Here is a 22,446-nt window from a genome sequence, read left to right as displayed (position 1 = left end):
CACGGTCATGGTCGACCAGACCTCGCACATGTTCATCACCGGCCCGGACGTCATCAAGACGGTCACCGGCGAGGGACTTCGCGGCCACGTCGGCGGTCGGCGGTCGGCGGTCGGCGGTCGGCGGTCGGCGGTCGGCGGTCGGCGGTCGGCACGAGCCTTTCATGTCGCGGGACACCGAATAACCTGGCAAGTGATCCTGGAATCACGTCCTGTGCGGTCCTCGCCGAGGGAGCCGGGCCTCCTGACGCCGTGTGATTGACTGATCCGCATGGCCCCCGCCTCCCCATCCGGCCGTTCGGCCGCGACCGCCCGTCGGACCGCGGCCACTCGGCCCCGCAACCGCAAGCAACTCATCGTCGAAGCGGCCGGGCGGGTCTTCAGTGAACGCGGCTACCACGCGGCGTCCATGGAGGAGGTCGCCGCCGGCGTGGGGATCACCGCGGCCGCTCTGTACCGGCACTTCCCCAACAAGTACGCGCTGTTCGCCGAGTGCGCCCACGTCATGGTGGACGGACTGGTCGCCGCGCTCGACGAGGAGCCGCCCGGGGCGGCCCTGACGGACCTGCTCAGCGCCGTCACCCGGATCACCGTCGTTCATCGCGCGTCGGGCGGCGTGTACCGGTGGGAGGCCCGGTACCTCGACCGCGAGGACCGCCGGCGTCTCGCGGTGAAGTTCGGTCGTCTCGTCGAGCGGGTCGACGAGGCGGTGCAGCGCGAGCATCCGCTGCCTGACGGGCGCCTGCGGGCCATGGCGGCCCTCGGTGCGATCGGGTCCATCACGATGCATCACACCTCCATCGCCGGGCGCCGCGCCGAGGACCTGCTCCTGGCGTCCGCGCTGCGCGTGGCCGCGACCGATCCGGCGGCGCACCGGCCGGGCGCACACCCCGTCGAGCTGCCCGCCCGGCCGGTGCCGCGCACGCGACGCGCGGAGATCCTCGCGGCCGCCATCCCGCTGTTCGCCCGGGACGGATTCGCCAACGTCACGAACGGACAGATCGCGGAAGCGGTGGGACTGACCCCGTCCGCGCTCTACCGCCATTACCCCGGCAAGATCGACATCCTGGCGGCGGCCTGCCTCCAGGCGGCGGGACTGCTGGCCCAGGGGGTGGAGCGGAGCCTGCGTGAGGTGGCCGGCCCGCACGACGCCGTCGTCGCGCTCGCGGCGACGTACGTGGCCTACAGCTTCGAGTACACCGACCTCAACAGCGTCGCCGAGGCCGAGGTCCCCGGCCTGCCGGACGGCCTGCGGCGGCCCGTGGTCCTCGCGCAGCGCGACCACATCGCCGTCTGGGAGCAGCAGTTGCGGCTGGCCCGTCCGGAGCTGGACCCGCGCCAGGCCCGGGTGCTGGTGCACGCGGCATTCGGCGTGGTGGTCGAGGCGGGACGCAGACTGCGGTGGCGGGACAGCCCTGACCACCGTGAGGCCGTGACCGCTCTGGTCCTGGGCGCGCTGGGTCTCTGACGGCCGTCGCCGGAACCCGACGGTGACGAGGCATCGCGTCGTGCGGTGCCTCGTGCGGTGCCTCGTGCGGCGCCTGTGCAGCGCGTCGTGCGGTGCCTCGTGCGGGGTCAGCCTGATGCCCGCCCCCGGCCCCTCCGCCATGGGGCGGGCACAGACGGGATCGGACCGACGGCTCATCCCGGCCGGTTTCCGGTGGGGATCGTGATGGGGGTGGTGGTCCCGGAGGTGCCCTTGTTGAGGAACAGCATGGCCAGGGCGCGCACGAACTGGTCGACCATGTAGAAGGTGCCGGGCATGACCGGCGACAGCCCTTCACGAAACAGGATGTACGCCGGCCATGCGGTGCGCACCAGGGCCGCCGCCGCGTAGTCGCGTTTCAGTCCCAGCCAGTCGCCGACCTCGTCGCTGAGGACGTAGCGCACGAACTCGTTCAGGAACCCGCGCGTGACGCCGAGGTCGATCTGCGCGGTCAGGCCGAGCAGCTCCTCGGCCAGTGCGATGCCCTCAGTCGACGGAGTGAGGATCGGGTCGAGCACCTGCGCCGCCTGCTTCTCGGCGGCCGCCCAGGTCGGGGGGATGTGCTCGTACGGCACACCGAGCAGGTGGATGGCGACCTGCCACGAGTGCAGGAACGCCTCCCGGTCCGCGGCCGGGAACGGGATCTTCCAGTCGAGCAACTTGCGGTGTACGTAGGTGCCCAGGCTGTGAAAGGTGACCAGGATGTCGGCGGCGCTGATCGGGATGGTCTCGTCGGCGACCGCCCGCCAGTGCGGCGACTGCGGCAGCAGGTGACGCACCGCGGCGTGCACCACGCGCGTCTTGTTGGCGGTGACGACGAACTGTCCCGTCGGCTCGAAGGCTCCCCGCTGGGACAGGTCGTAGCCGAACGTGAACGTCTTGGCCGCGCGGTCCTGCATGTCGGCGCCGCCCGCGGACCAGTAGACGCTCTTGGCCTCGCGCGGGATCACGGTGCTCATGATCCCGCCGCCGAGGCCGTACAGCATGAAGAGGTACAGGTCCCGGCGCCGGTTGAAGTCGGCGGCGCGGGCCAGCTTGGCGGGGTCGGCCCAGGAGGGCAGCTTGTTGACCTGCCGCAGGTATGCGGTGAACTCGGCCGGCAGGCCGCTGGGCAGCGGGTCGTTGTTGTTCACCCACGAGGCCCACGCGGTGTTGATCTCCGGCACGTGTCCGTTGTCGAGCATCGAAGCCATCAGGGGGTCCGCCGCGTCGTCCCAGATCCACTCCGGACCGGTCCCCGCGGCGGCTCCGGTCACCGAGCCCGTCGACGCCCACGCCTGCGCGGGGTTCGCCACGCCCGCGAGGCCGAGCGCGACACCGAGCGTCAGAGCTTTTCGCCTGCTGAGGTTCTCCATTGACTTACCTGCTTCCCTGATGGGCCAGATGATCCCAGATGCCTTGCAGACTGGCCGGTTGCGCAGCCAGAGCCTGGTCGACCTTGTCGCACGAATGTGATTCTCGATTAACATAGCGAGGTACGTTGCCGTCGGCAATGGCGGTGACCGAGGGCTCGTCGGCGATGTCGGTCCACGGTTCGTCCGTCGCTCTGCGGCGCAACGTCCGGCAGCATCCGGGCATCCGGACATCCGGGCATCCGCGCCTCGCCCGTGTTCCGAGCGCCGGGAACCGGAAGCGGGACGACATCATCGGCCGGTGCTGTGACCGGAATGGTTCACCGGGTTGGCGGTACTGTCCGCACATGGATCAGCTCCCCACCACCCTGGAAGCCCTCGTCGTGCGCACCGACTACTCGGCGGACGGTGCGTGGGACGCTCTGCGGGCGGCGCTGTACTCGCCCAGCAGGGACGGCTTCTTGGCCAACGTCGCACTCGTCGATGACCGCGGGTACGAGGGCCTGACACCTGACCAGGCCCTCGACCTGATCCCTGCGTTATACCAGCATCCGCTTCTTGTCCTGGCGGACTCCGCAGCTGTCGCCTCGGCCGAACTGCCTCTCCTCGTGGTGGACCTGCGGGGTGAGCGTGGGCGGTGTGTCCGCGTCGTGGCAGCCGAGCTGTGGAGCATCGAGAACAACCTCTCGGAGGCGAACATGGACTTCGAGGAGTTCGCCGGCGCCGTCGACGAGGACGGCGTTTTCCGAGGCTTCTGAGCCATCACCGCCCGGCCATCCACCTGCCCAGGCATCGGTGCGGCCGGGGCACGCTCATCGGCGAGCTGATCGCTCACCCGTTCAAGGACTTCGGCGACGGCGAGTTCGTCCCGCTCGGCTCGACCTCCGCCAGTTGCTTGGCCAACTGTTTGTCGAGGGCGTCCAGTTCCGCGCGGCGCGCGGTGATCCGTGCCAGCAGCACGGGATCCAGCACGCACAGGATCGTAGAATCCGCCCGGCCTCGGCGAGCAGGAACCGGGGACGCGGCGGCACTGTGCTGCGTGGCCAAGACGCGGCACAGTTGGCACATGAAGGTGCCGGACTGTTCTGGTGGTCAGAAGGTTGTGACGCTTCGCAGTCGGCAAGAGTGACGCCGGTCGGTTGGCCAGCCGGACCATCATCGTCACCGCTCACCCCCAGTTGGCGCATTCCGCCGACTCGAACGTGCGGAGTTCAGCGTGGAGGCGCTGAGGGCTCTGAGGGCGCCGCCGCGCGGCGCATGGGAACGGTTGCGTGACCGACCGGAGCCCCGGCGACAACGAGCGCGAGGTACTGACGCCGGCTGCACGGGCACGTGCGCTTTCCGCGCGCGGGCGACACTGGCTGCGTGATTATCGAACGCGCGTATGTCCATCTCTCCTCGTACGACGAGGGAACCTGGCCCTGGTCGGTGCCCTGTGTCCGGCAACTGCTCGACGAGGGGCTGCGGTTCACCGCACCGGTGACCTTTCTGGTCGGTGAGAACGGGTCGGGGAAGTCAACCCTGGTCGAAGCGCTGGCGGAGGGGTTCGGTCTGGATTGCTACGGCGGCTCCCACGACTGGCGCTACGCTTCCCCGCGCGGCAAGTCGACGCTCGGCGAGCGTATGAAATTCGACGCCGCCTCGGGGCGCGGGCGCCGTATGGTCACCAGCTGGTCAGCCCGCAAGGGCTTCTTCCTGCGTGCCGAGACGGCGCTGGACGCCCTGGGCAGGGAGGGGTTCTCGCCCGACCATGTCAGCCATGGTGAGGGCTTTCTCGCGGCGTTCCGCGGGAAGTTCCTCCACGCCGGGCTTTATGTTCTCGACGAGCCGGAGGCAGCTCTCTCCTTCTCTTCGTGCCTTGAGCTGATCGGACACATCGACCGGTTGGCCAAGGAAGGCGGCCAGGTCATCTGTGCCACGCACTCCCCGTTGCTGACCGCGCTGCCGGGCGCGGACATCATCGAGGTCGGTGAGCACGGTATGCGGAGGGTCGCCTGGCGGGAGCTCGGCGTCGTGGATCACTGGCGCCGCTATCTCGCCGAGCCGCACACCTACCTGCGGCACATCGTCGAACTCTAGGCGAGTCCCCCTCGGCCCTCAGCCCTCGTCACATGGGCGATGCAGAAGGCCCGGCCCTCGGCGTTCGCCGACGAGCGTGCCGATGTGCCAACTGGGCTGCGTGGTCGGACTCGCCGAGGTGTTCCGGCCGCCCGGCATCAGCCGGGCGGCCGGCTCCACAAGGCTCATTTCTCACCCAGCAGGGCTTTGTTCGTTCGTGTTGAGAAACTTCGCTTTTCGTCACCGTACGCCCCAGTTGACGCGCCCGTGACAGGAGTCTACCTTCCAAAGGAAAGCGCTTGCCCGAACATTCCGTCGACATTACGGCAGCTCAGTCGACCAAAAGGCGCCTTCAATTTCGTGATCAGCAATTCCTTTAGAAAGGGCTGTCTGATGCGATTATCCAGAAGCGTGCGGGTCGACCCGGGACTGATCGCCGCCGCGCAGATCGCCTTCTCCCGGAGCTCCGCGTCTTCTGGCTCTGCCTTCGCGCGCCTTTCCTTCTCTTCCCTGGGTCAACGCCCCTGCCCCCGTGAGTTCCACCCCGTGGGCTCCAGCGGCGGCCTCTGGCACCTGGGCGCGCGCGACGACGTTCCCGTCGGACAACCGCCTCATCGAGACGCGAGGTTCGGTCGGCGAGCCGCGCCCGTACTGCCCTGCACCACGCACCGGACGGCCGAGTTCCCTCCGCCGTCCCGGCCGGCGCCGGCCTCGGACAGATCTGAGGAGCAGAAACGATGACGAGAGAACGCCCCTCCCCCACCCGCCGCGGCCTACTCGCGGGCACCGCCGCCACCGCGGCCCTCGCCGCCCTGCCCGCCACCGGAACAGCGAGCCAGGCACGGGCGGCCACGCCCGCCACGGCGGCACGGCGGACACGAGCCGCCGCGGCAGCCTCCAGCGCCGACGGTTTCGCGGGCGTTCCCGCGCTGGACCTGCCCGGCACCACCGGTGGAGCCGGCGGCCCGGTGGTCACCGTCACCGACGCCGACACGTTCCTGGACTACTGCGACCGCAACGAGCCCTACGTCATCCAGGTCTCGGGAACCCTGCGCATCAGCAGCAAGCAGGGCCTGCGGTCGAACAAGACCATCGTCGGGCTGGGCACCGACGCGGAGATCACCGGCGGTGGCCTGGACATGTACCGCAGGCAGAACGTGATCATCCGGAACCTGCGGTTCACCGGCGCCGACGACGACTCCCTCAGCATCCAGCAGTCCTCGCACCACATCTGGATCGACCACTGCACCTTCAGCACAGGCGCGGACGGTCTGATCGACATCGTGCGCGGCGCCGACTACATCACCGTTTCCTGGAACCACTTCCGCGACCACAGCAAGACCATGCTGATCGGCCACTCGGACGCCAACGGCAGCCAGGACCGGGGCAAGCTGCGGGTCAGCTTCCACCACAACTTCTTCGACGGCACGGCCCAGCGCCATCCGCGCGTCCGCTTCGGCGAACCCGTGCACGTCTACAACAACTACTACCGGAACAACACCCTCTACGGCGTGGCCTCGACCGAGGACGCGGGAGTGCTGGTGGAGGGCAACTACTTCGAGAACGTCGCCCACCCGATCTACTCGGGCTACGACGAGAGCGGACCCGGCAGGGTGGTGGAACGGAACAACGTCTACGTGAACTGCGGAGAGCCCGAGACGCTCGGCACGGTCGTTGAGCCACGCACCTTCTACCCCTACACCCTCGACGCCCCTGCCAGCCTCCCCGCGATCGTTCCCGCCGGCGCCGGCGTCGGCCGGATCTGAAGGAGACCTCCGTGTCAGAAGTTCGCCCCGTCACCCGCCGCGGCCTGCTCCTGGGGACCGCCGCCACCACGGCTTCCGCCGCTCTGCTGACCGTGGGCATGGCCCCCGGTGCCCGGGCCTCGAACCCCTCGGCACCCGCCCCGGACACCCCTGCGGACCGGCTCCTCGCTCTGGCGGCCGAGCGCGCCGACGGCTTCGCCGGTGTCAGCGCGCTCGGCCTGACCGGCACCACGGGCGGTGCCGCCGGGCCCACCGTGACCGTGACCACCGGCGCCCAGCTCGCCGACTACGTGGGCCGCAACTCCCCCTACACCGTCCTGGTCTCCGGCCGCATCGAGATCGGCGGCATGGTCACGGTGGTGGCCGACAAGTCGGTCCTCGGCGTCGGCTCCACCGCCGAGATCACCGGCGGAGGTCTCCAGCTCGGTTCCACGACCCGGCCCGGCAACAACGTCATCATCCGCAACATCCGCTTCACCCACGCCTCCGACGACTCCGTGAGCGTCACCAACCGCGCCCACCATGTGTGGATCGACCACTGCGACTTCTCCCAGGGGTATGACGGACTGCTCGACATCAAGCGGGAGTCGGACTACGTCACCGTCTCCTGGAACCACTTCCACGACCACAGCAAGACGTGCCTGCTCGGTCACAACGACACCTACACGGCCGACCGGGGCAAACTGCGCGTGACGTACCACCACAACTTCTTCGACGGCACCGACCAGCGCCACCCGCGCGTCCGGTTCGCCGAGCCGGTGCACGTCTACAACAACCACTACCGCGACAACCGGCTCTACGGCGTGGCCTCGACCGAGGACGCGGGAGTGCTGGTGGAGGGCAACTACTTCGAGAACGTCGCCCACCCGATCTACTCCGGCTACGACGACAGTGGTCCGGGCCGGGTGGTCGAGCGGAACAACCTGTACGTCAACTCCGGGGTGCCGCAGACGCTGGGCACGGTGATCGAGCCGCGCACCTTCTACGCGTACACCCTCGACGCCCCGTCGACCGTCCCCACCACCGTCCCGGCCGGCGTGGGTGTCGGCAGGATCGCCTGAAACCCAGGAGGCTCACGATGCACCGCAAAGGCACGCTCCTCCTCACGGCCCTGGCCGCGCTGACCGCCACGGCCGCCGCTCCCTCACCTGCCCCCGCCTCCCTGGCCGTACGGGCGGAGTCGGCACCCAGCGGGTTCGCGAGTGTCACCGCATGGGGCCAGAACGGCACGACCGGCGGCGCGGGCGGTCCCACCGTGACCGTCTCCACCGCCGCCGACCTCATCGCCGCCGTCAAAGCCGAGGGGCCGAGAGTCGTCCGCGTCAACGGCGCGATCACGCTGCCCGCCGGCATGTACGACGTCAGCTCCGACAAGACGATCGTCGGTGTCGGCGCGGGTTCCGGCATCTCCGGCGGCGGCCTGAACATCGGCCTCCCCGCGAGCGACAGCGTCACGTCCCCACCCGCGAACGCCGTGCACAACGTCATCGTCCGGAACCTGACGTTCAAGAACGCCAGTGACGACTCCATCAACATCCAGATGTTCTCGCACCACATCTGGATCGACCACAACGACCTGTCCGCCGGCTACGACGGGCTGCTCGACATCAAGCGGGGCTCCAGTTACATCACCGTCTCCTGGAACCACACCCATCACCACGCCAAGAACATGCTGCTGGGCCACTCCGACAAGAACGGCGCCCAGGACATCGGCCGGCTGAAGGTGACCTACCACCACAACTGGTACGACCGCACCCCGCAGCGCAATCCGCGCACCCGCTTCGGAGACCCGGTGCACATCTACAACAACTACTTCTTCGACAACAGCGACACCGGTCCGGCCTGCAACGCCGACTCCGGCTGCTTCGTCGAGGGCAACTACTTCGACGACGTCGAAGAGCCCATGACCAACAGCTATTCGGGGCCGGACGGCAACATCGTCGAACGGAACAACGTGTTCGTCGGTGACACCGGAGAACCGGTCACGGGCGGCAGCGTCGAGGACCCGGCGGACTACTACGACTACACCGTCGACGACCCGCAGACCGTCAAGGACGTCGTGATGCGGGGCGCGGGCCCGGGCACCATCGGTCTCTAGGGGTCTGTTGCGACAGTGCTGGTCGAAGTCACCAACTCGAGATCCACTGTCACAGCAGACCCTAGATCGTGTTCTCGGCGACCGTACGCCACACCTCGGCCGCCAGGTCCGGCATGTTCCCGGCCTGTACCCGGGTGGCGATCTCCCGCAGCCGGCCGAGGGCGTCGGGGTCACCCGCGCGCAGGGCGAGCAGGCCGCGCAGGACGTCGTAACGGATCTGGTCGCGGTAGGACAGCAGGTGCCGGCCGTCCTCGCCCGCCGTCAGCAGTTCGACCGCGCGGTCGGGCGCGCCCTGGTGGAAGGCGAGCTTCGCCTGGATATAGAGCAGTTCCTGCTGGTGGCGCGGGGTGCCGATGAGTTTGAGGGCGGGTTCGGCCTCCGCGAGGAAGGACTCGGCGTCCGCCACCCGGGGCGGTGAGGCCGCCAGGGAGAGGGAGGCGCCGGCCAGCCGAAGCCGGATCCAGAGCTTCAGGTCGTCACGGCTGTCGATGGCGGCCATGGCCTCCAGCAGGCGTTCCGTGGCGGCTGCGTGATTGCCCTGCCGGGCGGCCACCGTGGCGGCGCTCCAGAACGCCTCGGCCGCGAGCACCCCGGTCGTGCCCCGCAGCGGCTGGCACACCTCGTCGGCCAGCCGCGCGGCTGCCGCCAGGTCGCCGAGCTCGGCCTGGACCGACACCAGCAGAAGCTTGCTCCGCACGAGTTCGGCGGCGGAGAGCCGCAGCTGCCGCTCGTCGCGGAGCGCCAGCACCTCGGTCACCGCGTCCCGGGCGGCCTTCGCGTCGCCGAGGTCGCGGGCGCAGCGCGCGAGCCTGAGCCGGGCGCGGACCTGCAAGGCGGCGCGTCCCAGGTCCTCGCTGAGGGCGTTGAGGCGGACGAGGGCCTCGTGTTCGTTGCGGAAGTCGCCCAGCACCTCGTACACCCGGGCCAGTTGGGTGAGCGCGTGCCAGCGGGTGAGCGGGTCCGCCTCGCCGGCCGCGTCGAGGCTCTGGGTGAGGAGCCTGCCCGTCTCGCTGTCGAGGTCGCGCTCCGGGGTGGCGGCCACGGTCGCGACGAGGTCGGTGAGGCTGTCCTCGGGCCGGTCGTCCTCGAACGCCTCGCCGGGCACCCCGAGCCGCTCGGCCAGGTAGGCGACGGCCCGGTCGGTGGGCCGGCGGTTCCCGGACTCCAGCCTCGACAGATAGGCGGCCGACATGCCCGGTCCGGTGAGGTCGACCTGTGAGATGCCGCGGCGTTGCCTGAGCTGGCGCAGGCGCTTGCCGAATGCTGGCTGCTCGAGCACATTGCACCTCTGTGCGGACGTCTCTCTCCTCCCGACGGGAACGAGGCCCGAACGGGGGTGAGTCCAGTGACCCACCCGCGCATGATCCCACGCCGTGGCAATCGAGGCAAATATTGCCTTCATTGGCAATATGCGTCGAATCGATTAGGCAAGAATTGACCGGCCGCAGCGACGCCCGTCGGGACCCCGGGCCTCACATGACGTCCAGGGCCGCGTTCGCCCGCCCCCGCCACTCGAAGAACCGGAGCAGGCCGTACGCCAGCGCCGCGTACCCCAGCGCGACCACCGCCTCCCACCCCAGGCTCGACCAGACCACGGCCAGCGACGCGCCGTCGAAGAGGGCCCGCAGGGCCTCGATGGCGTGGCGCAGCGGGAGGACCGAGCCGATCGCGTCCATCCAGCCCGGCATGGACTCCGGCGGCAGGTTGGCACCGCTGAAGAGGATCAGCAGGGTCGCTGCCGCGTTGGAGACGACGAACACGTCGCGGATCCGGATCGCCAGCGCTCCGAGCGCCAGACCGAACAGGGCGCACGAGGTCGCGGCCACGACGAACACCTGCGCGAGGCCGAACAGCGTCGACGCCGGCAGTTCGAGGCCCAGCACCAGGCAGCCCACGAGCATCATGAAGGTCATGACGGCGAACCCGTTGACGACGTAAGGCAGCACCCGGCCGCCCCAGATGAGGCCCCGGGAGCGCGGGCTGAGCAGCACCGCCCCGAGCGTGCCGTACCGCCGCTCGTTCGCGACGGCCATGATCGCGCCGTACACGCAGGGCATGCTGGTGGCCAGGACCGTGTTGCCCAGCAGGTAGAAGCGGTCGTCGGCGACCCCGAGGCTGCGTCCGACGTGGACGAAGAAGAAGATCTGGAACAGGGGACCCACCAGCAGCGTGCCGATGAACATGGGCGGCGTGGTCCAGTTGAACAGGGCGCGGTAGGAAAGGCCTCCGCCGTGGAAGGCCAGGCGCAGTGCGCGTGTCAGAGCAGTCATCGCTTCGTCTCCGATGTTTCCGGCGCTCAGGTGAGGGCGAGGGTGCCTGTGCCGCGGGCACGGCGCTCCACCCAGACGAGGGCGACGAACGCCACGGCCACGTATCCGGCGCCGAGGCCGAGCGCGACGGCCGACGGCCGCAGGACGTCTCCGCCGCCCGTCGCCGCCTGGACCGCGCGGGCGGCCCAGCTGGTCGGCAGCGCCCAGGTGACCGGGCGCGTCCACTCCGGCAGGGAGGCGGTGGAGACGAGGACGCCGGAGAACATCCACACCGGGTACTCAAGGGCGTTGGCCAGGGCGTTGGCGTTGCGCAGCAGGACGAACGTGGCGGCCATGAGGACGCCCATCATGCCGAGCGCGACCACACACACGAGGACCGCGGGGACGAACAGGGCCGGCGAGGCCGGCGTGAAGGGGATGTCGAAGAGCACCACGCCCCACACCAGGGTGGCCACCATCGAGTACATGCCGACGAACGCGGTCGCGAAGGTGATCGGCAGCAGGACGAGCGACAGCCGCGTCGGCGCCGACACCAGCGTCTCCAGCGTGCCCATCCAGCGCTGTTCCTGGATGGCGCCGCCGGATCCGAACAGGACGGCGGACCACACGCCCATCAGGCCGGTGCCCACCGCCGCCTGGAGCAGGCGCTCCGGGTGGTCGCCGGCGCGGAACAGGTAGACGGCGAGGGTCGCGAAGACCAGCGGGGCGAAGACGGCCATGACCAGCTCGACTCCGGAGCGGGACAGGTACAGGACGTGCGTGCGCAGACCGACCGCCATGAGCCGCCAGAAGCGGTACGGGCCGCGGCTGGTGCGGTACGCCATCACGTGCTCCCCGCCGCGGCCGAACCGCTGATGATGGAGACGTAGGCGTCCTCCAGAGTGGGCTCGCGCGTGGTCACCTTGCCGGTGCGCAGATCCGCGAGGGCCGCCATGACGGAGGTGTGCGTGCCGTGGGACGGCCGGGCGTGGACGGTGACGACGTCCACGGTGCCGCTGGTCTCGACGGTGGCCCGCTCGATGCCCGCGGTCTCCCTCAGCCGCCGCAGCGGCTCCTCCCCGACCTCTCCGTGCACCTCGACCTCCAGGACGTCGAGCTTGCGGACCCGGTCCTTGAGTTCGGCCGGTGTACCCTCGGCGCGCAGGGTTCCCGAGGCGATGACCGCGATGCGGTCGCACAGTTCGTCGGCCTCGGCCATGTAGTGGGTGGTGAGCAGGACGGTGGTACCGCCCTTGACGAGATCGGCGACCACCCGGCGCAGGTCGCGGGCCGCGACGGGGTCCACGCCGATCGACGGCTCGTCCAGGAACAGCACCTCGGGCCGGTGCAGCAGTCCGCGCGCGATGTGCAGCTTCTGCCGCATGCCGCGGGAGTAGCCCTCGACCCGCTCCTTCTCCCGGCCCCGCAGTCCCACGGTCTCCAGGAGCTCGTGGATACGGGGCAGTTGCTCACGCGGCTCGACGCCGTACAGTTCCGCGAAGTAGCGGAGGTTGTCCAGCGCGGACAGCCGTTCGTACAGGCCGCGGTCGCCGCCGAAGACGTAGCCGATGCGCCGGCGCACCTCCATCGGGTCGCGGGCCACGTCGTGTCCGAGGATGCGTGCCGAGCCCGAGGTGGGCAGCAGCAGCGTGTTCAGCATCTTGATCGTGGTGGTCTTGCCCGCGCCGTTCGGGCCGAGCAGGCCGAACAGTTCGCCGCGGCCCACGGCGAGGGAGACGTCGCGGACCGCTTCGATCGTCTTGCGCTGGGGCCTGAGCCAGCCGGTCCGCGTCCGGTAGGAGCGGGCCAGGCCATCGGCCTCGATCGCCAGGTCAGTGGTCATGGGCGGCCTTCTCGTCACGCGCCGCGGGGGTGACGGCGACAGCGGCGGCCGGCTCGTGCAGGCGCAGCAGGCCGAGATCGAGGGAGTCGTCCAGCAGGTTGCGGAAGGACTCGGGGGCACTGCCCTGGGCCGCGCACACCTCGGCGAGCGTGCGGGTGCCGTCGAGCGCGTGCAGTATGAGCGTCCAGTCGCCGCCGTCCTCCAGCACGTACTCGAGGGAGCCGTCGACCGCCAGGTAGGAGGTGCCGGTGGGGTCCTGGAGCAGCGTGACGTGGTCCGCGAGGGTGATCACGCTGTGCTCCGTCCAGCGGGACGGCGCGAAGACCAGTGACGCGATCTGCGGGACCGCCGCCTCCCATTCGGTGAACCGGTGGGCGGGGCGGGGCGCGGGCAGCAGTACGGCGGAGTCGACGAGCGGCGGCGGGAGTTCGGCGACCATCGCGTCGAGGAGGCACAGGTTCAGCAGCGGCAGGAGACGCTCCACGTGGGCCGTGAGCGGTGCGTCCGCCAGGCGGCGCAGCAGGGCGCGGACCCGGTCGGCGTCGAGCATGGTCCGTCCGCGTTCGGTGGCCAGGGCTTCCTCGACGAGGGCGAAGCCGTCGTGGGTGAGCATCTCGATGAAGGGCCGGTGGGTGTGCTGGATGCCTTCGCCGTAGAAGAAGGGGATCTTGGGGCGGTGGACCACCTCGGGCGGCAGCAGGTCGGCGACCGCCTCGCGGATGACGGCCTTGTCCCACAGCAGGCGTTCACGCCGGGCCGCCGGGATCGACGCGACCAGCTCGACCAGACGCCGGTCCAGGAACGGGACGCGGGCCTCGGTGCCGCTGCCGGCCGCGGTGCGGTCCTCCTGCCAGCAGTTGAACTGCTCGACGTCCCTCATCTTCGCCGTCACGAAGGCGGCGTAGGGGTCGCGGGCGAGCAGGCTCCTGCCGTGGCCGAGTGCCGCGTCGGTGAGCAGACCGCCCTCGGTGCCCTCCCACCACGCGCCGCGCTTGGGGCGGCCGTCCTCCAGCAGGCCGCGGCGGGCCATGCCGGCGAGGCCGGCCTCGAAGCCCGCCCAGGTGCCGTCCGCGGAGAGGGTGCTGGAGTATCCGCCGCAGAACTCGTCGGCGGCGGCGCCCAGCAGCATGCCCTTGATCTCGGGGTGTTCGGCGCGTACGTAGCGGTGGAGTTCGTGCTTGTAGTACTGCTCCGGGCTGCACGTGGGCATCTCGGTGAGCCACAGCAGCCGCTTCCACTCGTCGGCGGTGGGCGGCCGGGAGGCGTCGAAGCGGATCTGGTGGTTGGGAACACCGAGTTTGTCGGCGACCATGCGGGCGTGCTCGGCGTCCCCGTTGACCACCGTCGAGCCGCTCAGCACCGAGAAGGTCCGCAGGTCGGTGGTGTCCGCGGCGAGCGCCGCGACGGCGGCCGAGTCGACACCGCCGCTGAGGAACAGGCCGATGGACACGTCGGCGGTGGCGCAGACGCGCACCGAGTCGGCGAGCAACTCGCGGAACTCGGCGACGATCTCCTCGTCGGTGCGGGTGGAGTCGCCGTCGAAGTCGGGGAGTCGCCAGTAGGTGTGGCGTCGGGTCGCGCCGTCGCGCAGGTCGATCTCCAGGATGGTCCCGGCGGGCACGGACTCGACGCCCTCGAAGTAGGTGGACGGCGGGGCCAGGTCCAGTGAGGGCGCCGACGTCATCAGGGGGTTGACCAGGGCGCTGTCCCAGTCGACGCGGCGCGGGGTGGCCGGGTCGGCGAAGAGCGCCTTGATCTCGGAGGCGAAGGCGATCCGCCGGCGGTCACGGGTGAAGTAGAGCGGCTTCACGCCGAAGTGGTCGCGGGCGAGGAGCAGCACGCCCCGGCGCCGGTCCCACAGCACGAGGCCGAACATGCCGCGTACGTCGTCGAGGAAGTCGAGGCCCTTGTGCTGGTAGAGGTGTACCAGCACCTCGCAGTCGGAGCCGGTGCGCATCCGGGTGCCGGCCGGCAGGGTCGCCTCCAGCTCGCGGTGATTGTAGACCTCGCCGTTGGCGATGAGGACGACCGACCGGTCCTCGCTGTAGAGGGGCTGTCCGCCGTTCTCCGGGTCCACCAGGGACAGCCGCGTGAACGCCATGCCGACCGGCCCCTGACGCAGGAGTTCCTCCGCGTCGGGTCCGCGGTGCGCGAGCGTGCGGGCCATGGTCGTGAGGATTGCGTCGGCTTCGACACCGAGGTCGTGCGCGTCGATGCGGGCCAGACCGCCGAGTCCGCACATGCTCCCGTTCCTTTCCGGATGGGTTCTGTTTCTGGGAATGGGGAAGGGCGCCCCTCGACAAGTGGAGGAGAGGCGCCCTTGGTCCGCTTGTGGTTAGCGGACGACCATCATGACGCGGCCGAAATCGATCTTCTTGGCCTCGGGCTTGTTGTACTGCTTCATATTGATACACCTCTTCATTGGTCAATTCACCGCTCCGGCTCGTCCGGCCCGGCGTGCTGAATTGATAGTAGGGACACCGCGAACCATTCCGCAAGCTCCGGCGGTACATTCGAAGAAATCCCTCGGGAAGCATTTTCGATAAACGCCTCCAAGCCGTCCGCGAATTGCGCGAACGGCTTTCCGGCATGCCATAAGGAGGCCGGATTTAAGGAGAAAGAATTCAGGCGGCCAAATTCACCAGCTTCTCCTCGAGAAGCCACCCGAGCATTTCCGCGGTGTCGTCGAGTGCCGTGCCGGCGTCGATTCCGTACTCCTCGGCCACCGAGACGGCGATGTCGTCGACGGTGTCGGTGCCGTTGATGCGCCGCCAGATGAACGCCGCCACCTCGGGCAGTTCGTAGGCCTGGTCGTAGCGGGCGAGCAGGATCGCGCCCCCGGAGGTCCTGATGCGGACCTCCAGACTGTGCCTGGGGACGCTGCGCGCCCCGATGTTCGTGGGCATCAGACCTCCGCCTCCATCGAGATGCGCCGGACGCAGCCGATGACGTCCTCGATCCACCGGCCGGGATCGGCCGGGTCGTAGTCGCGCATGGTCTCGATCGCCCAGTACCGCTCGAAGGGCAGCACCACGGGCGCGGCGGCCCGGTACTTCCTGGACCGCCACTTGGCGGTGGTGCCGAACTCCCCGTGGTGCGCCAGCAGCGCGTCCGCCGCGTATCCGAAGGCGAGCTTCGCCGTGAGCAGCGCGCTCTCGGCGTCGCCCGAGCCGAGCTGGCCCAGGGCGTCCTCGGCGAAGGTGTCCGCGAGGTCGAGGCTGTGCGCGGTGATCGTCCGGCCGAAGGCGGACACCCGCAGCCGGCGCTGCTGCTCCGCCAGCCAGTCCGCGCCGTCGAGGGCGACGGCGTGCCCCAGCTTGACCAGGCAGTCGCGCTCGAACTGGCTCACGGTGGCCCCGATGTCCCGCTCGCTGCGGTACGCCTCCCAGGAGACCTTCTCGCCGAGTTGCGCGTACTGGCCGGTCAGCCAGTACTCGACGTCCCCGCGCCGTCCGTCCAGGGTGGGGACCGCCACCGGGACACGGTCCGGGACCAGACCCACCGGGTGGAAGTCGCCCGCGTCGTGGGCCGGGAAGGGCTCGTCGGTGACCACGTAGAGGTCCAGGTCGCTCGTTTCGTTGCCCCACCCGCGCACCAGGGAGCCGGCCGCGTACACACACCGGTACGCGTCCGGCAGGAGGCCCTGCTCCCGGAGGTGGCCCAGGAGACGCGGGCCGTCCTCTGCGGTGATCGTCTGCATCATGGATATGTCCTTCGGTCCGTGCTGTCTGAGGGCGTGCATCACATGCGTGCGTGCTTCACATCAGTCCGTGCGTCGTGAATTCCGCACGCACCTGTTCGTCGTCCAGCGCCCCGACCGAGGCGAAATGCCGGACAGTCTGCTGCGCGACGCCCTTCGCGTACGCCGAGACGGCCGCGTCCGGAAACAGCTCGGCCACAATGCGTTTCGCGTCGTCGCGGGAGAGTCCGTAACCGGTGATCTCCCTTTCCACCGACGGCACGTCGGGGTCGGTGAAGATACGGATCAGCCGGGGCACCTGAAGTGCGGCGCGCCGTCGGGTGGCGGGGGTCAGCTGTCCCCACAGGTGACGCAGCAGAATGGCGAAATAGGCGTGGTGGCGGCCCTCGTCCTGGGCATGGTCGCGGACGGTCTCGCGGACCGCCGGAGCCACACTCCGGTCGTTCCACAGGTCCGACAGCTGCGCCGTGATGAGCGTCTCCGACACGATGACGAAAAGGACTTCGGTGAGTGCCGCCAGGTCGTCCGGCGTCTCCTCCAGGAAGCGCTCCAGACGCGTGATGAAGTAGGGGACCTGCAGCAGCTGCGGTCCCACGTCGGTCAGGTCGCGGACCTGTCGCGCGAGGTCCGCCGAGAACAGCGCGTGGTACGCCTCGTCGCAGTAGATCCTGAAGGCGTCCAGCCGCATCGCGTCCGGCAGCCGGACGCCGATGGTGCCGTGTGCGATGCCGAGCACGGTGCGGTTGACCACCAGGTGCTCCAGCTTCGCGGTGAAGTCCAGGTAGCGGTACAGATGCTGGATCAGCACATCGCGGTAGACGTCGGGCCGCTCGTCGCGCAGCGCCGCGATCAGCGGGTGGGAGGCGAGCGGCACCAGCTCGGGTGCGAAGAAGCCCTGTCCGGCCGTGAGGGGGGCGAGTGTGCGGCGCTCGGCGACACGAACGGTGGCGCGCTCGTCCCAGTTGCGGAACGGGCTGACGTAGTCGCTCCGTGCGTCCTGGTCAGCCCGGTGGTCGAACAGCGCCTGCTTGGGGCACAGGCTCACTGCCGAGCACCCCATGAACAGGCCGACTGTGCCGCACATGCTTCTCCCCCACTCCTGTTGCGGCCGGCCTCTTGGGCAACGGCGGGTCCGACTGATGGCGGTTGATCCGGCTGGTGTCCCACAGATCGGCGAAGCGGCCTGCGCGCCCGCAGTGGTAGTACGCCTCCTCGACGTGCACGAGCGACCCCCACAGCAGCCGCTCCCGCTCCTCCTCGTCGAGCGGGAGCGCCGGCCAGCGCGGATCACTGCGCGACACCGGTTCGGCGCGCCCGTTGACCCGGGCGGTCTCCCGCATGCCGGGGATGAGGAAGAGCAGGCCGACACCGGGGCTCTCCTCCAGGTTGTGCAGGGTCTGCAGGAGCCTGTTGCCGGATTCCTCCGGCACGAACAGCGTCCGCTCGTCGAGAATCCGTACGAAGCCGGGAGCGCCGCCGCGGGGCGAGGCGTCACAGCGCCCCTGCCCGTCGGCGCTCGCCAGCACCACGTACGGGGACAGCGAGATGAACTCGCGCAGCCACGCGTGCACCACCGGCGAGAGCTTGGCCTCCACCCGGGCGAGCGGGCGGCCCCACCGCTGTGCCAGCTCCTCGCGCAGCGAGCCGTCGGCCGGAACGCCGGACGGGCTCACGGCACCATCACCGCGCCTCCGTTGACGCCCAGCGTCTGCCCGGTCAGATAGCCGCCCAGGTCGCCGACGAGGAAGGCCACCGTGTTCGCCACGTCCTGCGGCCGCGCGACCCTGCCCAGCGGGATCTTCAGGCCCTCAGCCGCGAACCCCTCGTCGTCCAGGCCCGGTTGGGCGGTCCGTGTCACGCCTGGGGCGACCGTGTTCACGGTGATGCCGTGCCCGGCCAGGGCGCGGGCCAGCGACTTGCCCAGGGCGACGAGGCCGGCCTTGCTCGCGGCGTAGTGCGCCCCCTTCGGCGAGCCGGTGAACGCCGCGCTCGACGACACGTTCACGATCCGTCCGCCACCCTGCGGGATCATCAGCGCGGCCGCCTGCTGGGCGCAGAGGAACGCGCCCTTCAGGTTGGTGTCGAGGACGAGGTCCCACAGGGCCTCGTCGAGGTCCAGGACCTGCGCGCGCGGGAACACGCCGGCGTTGTTGACGAGGACGTCGAGCCGGCCGAACCTGCGGCCGACCGTCTCGAACATGGCGGCGACCTGCTGCCGGTCACGGACGTCCGCCGCCACCGGGAAGCAGCCCTCGGGCAGCTGCCCGCCGTCTCCCTCCGGCGGCGTGCCGGGCGGGTGGTTGACCGCGACCCGTGCGCCCAGCGCGGCGAGTGTCTCCACCACGGCGCGGCCGATGCCGCTGCCGCCGCCCGTGACGAGCACCGTGCGCCCCTCCAGGGACACCGACACGGCGTTCACGGCCGTGCTCCCGTCTGCCGCCGCACCTCGTCGAGGACGCGGTAGACCTCCAGGCACGCCGACAGCGGCGAGCCGCTGGGCTCACCGTTCCGGACGCTGCTCTGGAAGCTCTCCAGTTCGGTCGAGTAGCCGGTGCGGCCGTAACCGCCCCGGCGGCCCGGCCAGTCGTGGCGCAGCGTCTCCTTGCCGTCGAGGACACCCGCGCCGGGCGCGCTCGCCGGACGGCTCAGGGTCAGCGTGTCGAAGTGGTCCAGGACTCCGACGACGGCCTCGTCGGTGACCAGCTCGCACCGGTACTCCAGGCGGTTGGACCAGTTGCCCAGCAGCAGGGTGGCCAGCCGGCCGTCGGCGTACTCCAGGAAGATCCGCAGCGCCAGGCGCTGTGCGTCGATGCCGGCGCGCCGGGCCGTGATCCGGTCCGGGACGCCGAGTTCACGCAGCGCCATGTCGACCGCGTGGGTGCCGAGTCCCTGGATCAGGCTGTCCTGCACCGTGGCGCAGCCCCACACCGGTGACGTCGGCTTGGCCGAGACCATGCGGAGGTCGAAGGTGCGCAGCGTGCCGTGGGAGCGCAGGGTGTCCCGGAGTGTGCGGTACGGCTGTCCGTGGGGGAAGTTGAAGCCGACGAACGCCACCGTGCCGGGCGGCGCGTCGCGTTCGTCCACGACGAGCTTGTCGAGCGTCTCGGTGTCGGGGGCGGGGGGCTTCTCGACGAAGACGCTGATGCCGCGGGCCAGGGCCCGCCGTACGACCTCGGCGTGCAGTTGAGGGGAACCGGCGACGACCAGGGCGTCGATCTCGGCCGCGCCCTCACCGTCGACCAGTTCCGTCCAGTCGTCGGTCCACAGATCCGCGCCCCAGCGTCGTGCCGCCTCCTCGGCGGCCTCGGGCCGGCGGGCGGCGACGGCGGTCAGCCGGGCACCGTCCAGCGCCGACAGGGCGGGCAGCAGATTCTCCTGAGCGTGCGTGCCGGGGCCGATGAGCCCGTAGCGCAGTGCTGCTCGCCCGCGCGTGATCCGTCGGATGGACATTCAGATGATCCCTATTTCTTCCAGCCGGCGGCACCAGAAGTGGTACTTCTCCTTGGTCATCTGCCGCTCGGCGCGGCGCTCGGCGGACTCGCGGTCCTCGCCGACCCGCCAGAACATGGTGCCGACGGCCGCCTCCTCCGGCTCCACCTCGGACAGCTCGCCGGGAGTGTCCTGCCGGCCCTGCCGCAGTCGGCCCAGGGCCTCCTCGCGGCCCCGGGACTCCTTGAACATGACGGGCGCCCGCTCCTTGACCGGGTTGCCGCGCAGCACCAGGGAGATGGTGCCCAATTCGGTGAACGGCGTGGAGTGCAGGGCGTTGTGGTGGATGGTGAAGCACTCGTCGGCTCGGTCCACGTGCAGCATCACCGGCCGCACGTCGTCCGGCAGGGTGTTCTCGTCGAAGCCGTTGCGCGCCACGTAGTTGCGGTGCAGGTAGGTGCCGCGCAGCACGAGGTTGGTGAAGGAGAAGCGGTGGTTGTGGGCGAGCTGCTGCTGGTGGTCGGTGGACATGCGGAGCCTGATGCGCAGGCCCTTCTCCACGTCGTCCCAGAGCACGATCTTGTCCTCGACCACGTCCTCCTCGCACTTGGCCCACAGATAGGGGTCGTGCTCGACGGCGAACAGCAGTCGGCGGAAGAGGGCCTTGTCGGCGGCGAACTCGCGGATGAGCCGCTGCGTCAGCTCGGCCGCCGCGGGCAGGTCGTCCCAGTCGATGGGCCCGACGTCCTCGAAGAGTGCGACTGCGGTGTTGTTGACGTGTACCCGGTCTGCCGTCTCGATGCTCATGTCGGGGTGTTCTCCTCAGAAGGGCACCGGTGGACCGGTGCGGAACGGAACGGGACCGCGCGGGCGGTCAGACGACACCGAGCCGCTCCAGGCGCTCGCGGATCTGCCGGTAGGCGTCGAGGCCCATGACCTTCTGCCGACGGCGCTCCTCGGGCTCGTCCTGGTGACCGAAGCGCCACCAGAGGGTGTCCTCCTGCTTGTCCATGATCACGGAGCGGTCCTTCTCGGCCGGCCCGCGCAGGAAGAGGGAGACGGTGTCGGGGGTGGTGAACGTGGTGTGGATGGCGCTGTGGTGCAGCGTGTAGCAGCTGCCCGGCGCCTCCCAGCGGACGATGTGCGGCGTCAGCTTCTCCAGCTTGCCCCGGGCCCGTGGGTCCGGGTGGTGACGGTCGAGGTACTGGCGCGCCTCCGGGTCGGGGCCGTCGCCGTAGATGTCGTCGCCCATGTGGTACAAGGTGTGCGTGTAACCGCCCGTCACGATGCGGCTGGAGAAGGAGAACCGGTGGTCGTGCGGGCGGTCGAAGTGATCGTCGGTGGAGATGTGCAGGCGCAGCCGGACGCCCCGGTCGAGCGCGTCGTACAGGACGATGTAGTCGAGCAGCTGATGGCGCTCGCACATGGCGAGGAGCTCCGGCTTGTTCTCCACGTCGTAGACGAGTTTGCGCAGGGACTCCTTGTCGTCCGCGAGGCGCTGGACGAGGTCGCGGGTGATTTCACCCGCCGCTTCGAAGTCGGTCCAGTCGACAGTGAGCCGGTCGAGTTGGTCGATCACGGTTTCTCCTTGGGGCGGCAGCGGGTCGGGCAGCGGCCCGCCGTGGGGGGCCGGCGGTTCCTGGGCGGTCCGGGCGGTCGGTGCCGTGGCGGGTGTCTTCTCGTACGCGCTGCGGATCCGCCGGGCCACCGGTGAGCCGGCGGCCGGCAGCCGGTTGAGTTCGTCCTGCGGGCACCGCCCGGCCATGACGTCGGCGAGCGTGTCGGCGAAGACATCGAGGTCGGAGGTGCCGACCACATCGCGGGTGGGGCTCACGGTGTTCTCCTCAGCGTGCGCACCGCCGCCACCACGGCGGCCGCGGTGCGCTCCGGCGGATCGGCCGGGTCCGGGGTCAGTACGAGCCAGCCGCGGGCCTTCGCCATGTGCAGCAGCTCGCGGCGTACGAGCGTCTGGTAACCGCAGAAGGACGCGCGGGGCGGGCCGGTGAACCCGTCCCAGCGGCCGATCTCGGTGTCCTTGAAGCCGTCGCGACGCGACCAGGCGATCTCGGGCGCGACGTCCAGCAGGACCGTCAGGGCGGGTTCGGGGACGGGGGCGAAGAGCGACTCGACCCAGCGCGCGTCCAGGGGTTCGCGGATCAGCGTCTTGGCGATGTTCCGGTAGTACCAGCCGTCCATCACGACCAGCGTGCCGGAGTCCGCCAGTTCGGGGCGCAGCCGGGCCAGTCCCGCGTACCAGGAGGCGATGAGCAGGATCCAGTGCGCGGCCCCGTAGGTGTCGCCCTGCTTCTCGGGCGAGGACCAGATGAGCTCGCGCAGCAGGGCGGCCCGCGCCTCGGTTCCCGGGTCGGCCGCCGCGATGTCCTTCTTGCCCGCGGGGATGGTGCCGCCCGGGTCGAGCTCCCGTGCGACGAGGCGCGCGACCGTGGACTTCCCGCTGCCGTCGATGC

At 70.1% G+C, this 22,446-nt stretch carries 22 protein-coding genes and 1 pseudogene; 7 read left to right on the top strand and 16 right to left on the bottom strand.

What is annotated here, in order from left to right:
• Together ACWD0J_RS03050 and ACWD0J_RS03045 are read left to right on the top strand one after the other, a co-directional pair.
• A pseudogene (locus ACWD0J_RS03050) lies at positions 1-106 on the top strand (carboxyl transferase domain-containing protein); the annotation flags it as partial.
• Positions 107-268: 162 nt separating this feature from the next.
• Positions 269-1,465, top strand: coding sequence for a TetR/AcrR family transcriptional regulator (locus ACWD0J_RS03045; protein WP_451493964.1), 1,197 nt, complete (start codon positions 269-271; stop codon positions 1,463-1,465).
• A 173-nt stretch (positions 1,466-1,638) separates the two neighbouring features.
• Here ACWD0J_RS03045 and ACWD0J_RS03040 read toward each other — a convergent pair whose 3' ends face one another.
• Complete coding sequence (locus ACWD0J_RS03040) at positions 1,639-2,838, bottom strand: oxygenase MpaB family protein (RefSeq protein ID WP_451493963.1); 1,200 nt, start codon at positions 2,836-2,838, stop codon at positions 1,639-1,641.
• Positions 2,839-3,182: 344 nt separating this feature from the next.
• On the opposite strand from ACWD0J_RS03040, the gene ACWD0J_RS03035 reads away from it, so the two are divergent.
• Positions 3,183-3,593, top strand: coding sequence for a DUF6924 domain-containing protein (locus ACWD0J_RS03035; RefSeq protein ID WP_451493962.1), 411 nt, complete (start codon positions 3,183-3,185; stop codon positions 3,591-3,593).
• Positions 3,594-3,666: 73 nt separating this feature from the next.
• On the opposite strand, the gene ACWD0J_RS03030 is transcribed toward ACWD0J_RS03035, so the two are convergent.
• Positions 3,667-3,807: a hypothetical protein gene (locus tag ACWD0J_RS03030; RefSeq protein ID WP_451493961.1), complete on the bottom strand. Its 141-nt coding sequence runs from the start codon at positions 3,805-3,807 to the stop codon at positions 3,667-3,669.
• A 393-nt stretch (positions 3,808-4,200) separates the two neighbouring features.
• On the opposite strand from ACWD0J_RS03030, the gene ACWD0J_RS03025 reads away from it, so the two are divergent.
• From ACWD0J_RS03025 to ACWD0J_RS03010, 4 genes are all read left to right on the top strand, one after another.
• Positions 4,201-4,914, top strand: a complete 714-nt coding sequence (locus tag ACWD0J_RS03025; protein WP_451493960.1) for an AAA family ATPase — start codon at positions 4,201-4,203, stop codon at positions 4,912-4,914.
• 716 nt (positions 4,915-5,630) lie between these two features.
• Complete coding sequence (locus tag ACWD0J_RS03020) at positions 5,631-6,659, top strand: pectate lyase family protein (protein ID WP_451493959.1); 1,029 nt, start codon at positions 5,631-5,633, stop codon at positions 6,657-6,659.
• Between the two features lie 11 nt (positions 6,660-6,670).
• The gene (locus ACWD0J_RS03015) at positions 6,671-7,720 is read left to right on the top strand and encodes a pectate lyase family protein (protein WP_451493958.1); all 1,050 of its coding nucleotides are present in this window, start codon (positions 6,671-6,673) and stop codon (positions 7,718-7,720) included.
• Positions 7,721-7,737: 17 nt separating this feature from the next.
• Entirely contained in the window at positions 7,738-8,757 is a 1,020-nt protein-coding gene (locus ACWD0J_RS03010; RefSeq protein WP_451493957.1) for a pectate lyase family protein, read from the top strand.
• 61 nt (positions 8,758-8,818) lie between these two features.
• On the opposite strand, the gene ACWD0J_RS03005 is transcribed toward ACWD0J_RS03010, so the two are convergent.
• The 14 genes from ACWD0J_RS03005 to ACWD0J_RS02940 all read right to left on the bottom strand — a co-directional run bounded on the left by ACWD0J_RS03005 (position 8,819) and on the right by ACWD0J_RS02940 (position 22,444).
• Positions 8,819-10,036: a helix-turn-helix domain-containing protein gene (locus tag ACWD0J_RS03005; RefSeq protein ID WP_451493956.1), complete on the bottom strand. Its 1,218-nt coding sequence runs from the start codon at positions 10,034-10,036 to the stop codon at positions 8,819-8,821.
• Between the two features lie 193 nt (positions 10,037-10,229).
• Positions 10,230-11,027: an ABC transporter permease gene (locus tag ACWD0J_RS03000; protein WP_451493955.1), complete on the bottom strand. Its 798-nt coding sequence runs from the start codon at positions 11,025-11,027 to the stop codon at positions 10,230-10,232.
• A gap of 26 nt (positions 11,028-11,053) precedes the next feature.
• Positions 11,054-11,851 (bottom strand): ABC transporter permease, encoded by a 798-nt coding sequence (locus ACWD0J_RS02995; RefSeq protein ID WP_451493954.1) that lies wholly within the window; start codon positions 11,849-11,851, stop codon positions 11,054-11,056.
• A complete protein-coding gene (locus tag ACWD0J_RS02990; RefSeq protein ID WP_451493953.1) occupies positions 11,851-12,849 on the bottom strand; it encodes an ABC transporter ATP-binding protein in 999 nt (332 codons plus the stop codon). The genes ACWD0J_RS02995 and ACWD0J_RS02990 overlap by 1 nt, the downstream gene beginning before the upstream one ends.
• Positions 12,839-15,091, bottom strand: a complete 2,253-nt coding sequence (gene asnB / locus ACWD0J_RS02985; RefSeq protein ID WP_451493952.1) for an asparagine synthase (glutamine-hydrolyzing) — start codon at positions 15,089-15,091, stop codon at positions 12,839-12,841. Before asnB ends, ACWD0J_RS02990 begins: the two co-directional genes overlap by 11 nt.
• 382 nt (positions 15,092-15,473) lie before the next feature.
• On the bottom strand, positions 15,474-15,755 hold the full coding sequence (locus ACWD0J_RS02980; RefSeq protein WP_451493951.1) for a PqqD family protein: 282 nt from the start codon (positions 15,753-15,755) through the stop codon (positions 15,474-15,476).
• Positions 15,755-16,552 (bottom strand): hypothetical protein, encoded by a 798-nt coding sequence (locus ACWD0J_RS02975; RefSeq protein ID WP_451493950.1) that lies wholly within the window; start codon positions 16,550-16,552, stop codon positions 15,755-15,757. Before ACWD0J_RS02975 ends, ACWD0J_RS02980 begins: the two co-directional genes overlap by 1 nt.
• 55 nt (positions 16,553-16,607) lie before the next feature.
• Entirely contained in the window at positions 16,608-17,633 is a 1,026-nt protein-coding gene (locus ACWD0J_RS02970; protein WP_451493949.1) for a diiron oxygenase, read from the bottom strand.
• On the bottom strand, positions 17,551-18,222 hold the full coding sequence (locus ACWD0J_RS02965) for a pyridoxamine 5'-phosphate oxidase family protein (RefSeq protein WP_451493948.1): 672 nt from the start codon (positions 18,220-18,222) through the stop codon (positions 17,551-17,553). Before ACWD0J_RS02965 ends, ACWD0J_RS02970 begins: the two co-directional genes overlap by 83 nt.
• The gene (locus tag ACWD0J_RS02960; protein ID WP_451493947.1) at positions 18,219-18,968 is read right to left on the bottom strand and encodes an SDR family NAD(P)-dependent oxidoreductase; all 750 of its coding nucleotides are present in this window, start codon (positions 18,966-18,968) and stop codon (positions 18,219-18,221) included. Before ACWD0J_RS02960 ends, ACWD0J_RS02965 begins: the two co-directional genes overlap by 4 nt.
• The gene (locus ACWD0J_RS02955; protein WP_451493946.1) at positions 18,965-19,999 is read right to left on the bottom strand and encodes a Gfo/Idh/MocA family oxidoreductase; all 1,035 of its coding nucleotides are present in this window, start codon (positions 19,997-19,999) and stop codon (positions 18,965-18,967) included. Before ACWD0J_RS02955 ends, ACWD0J_RS02960 begins: the two co-directional genes overlap by 4 nt.
• Positions 20,000-20,785, bottom strand: a complete 786-nt coding sequence (locus ACWD0J_RS02950; protein WP_451493945.1) for a hypothetical protein — start codon at positions 20,783-20,785, stop codon at positions 20,000-20,002. It lies immediately after the preceding gene.
• A gap of 67 nt (positions 20,786-20,852) precedes the next feature.
• Positions 20,853-21,812 (bottom strand): hypothetical protein, encoded by a 960-nt coding sequence (locus ACWD0J_RS02945; RefSeq protein WP_451493944.1) that lies wholly within the window; start codon positions 21,810-21,812, stop codon positions 20,853-20,855.
• Positions 21,809-22,444: a dTMP kinase gene (locus tag ACWD0J_RS02940; protein WP_451493970.1), complete on the bottom strand. Its 636-nt coding sequence runs from the start codon at positions 22,442-22,444 to the stop codon at positions 21,809-21,811. Before ACWD0J_RS02940 ends, ACWD0J_RS02945 begins: the two co-directional genes overlap by 4 nt.
• Between the last annotated feature and the right edge of the window lie 2 nt (positions 22,445-22,446).

Source organism: Streptomyces sp. NPDC003011 (genome assembly GCF_053591515.1).
Note: the sequence above shows the minus strand (reverse complement) of the source record. Positions and strands in the feature narration are given on the sequence as shown.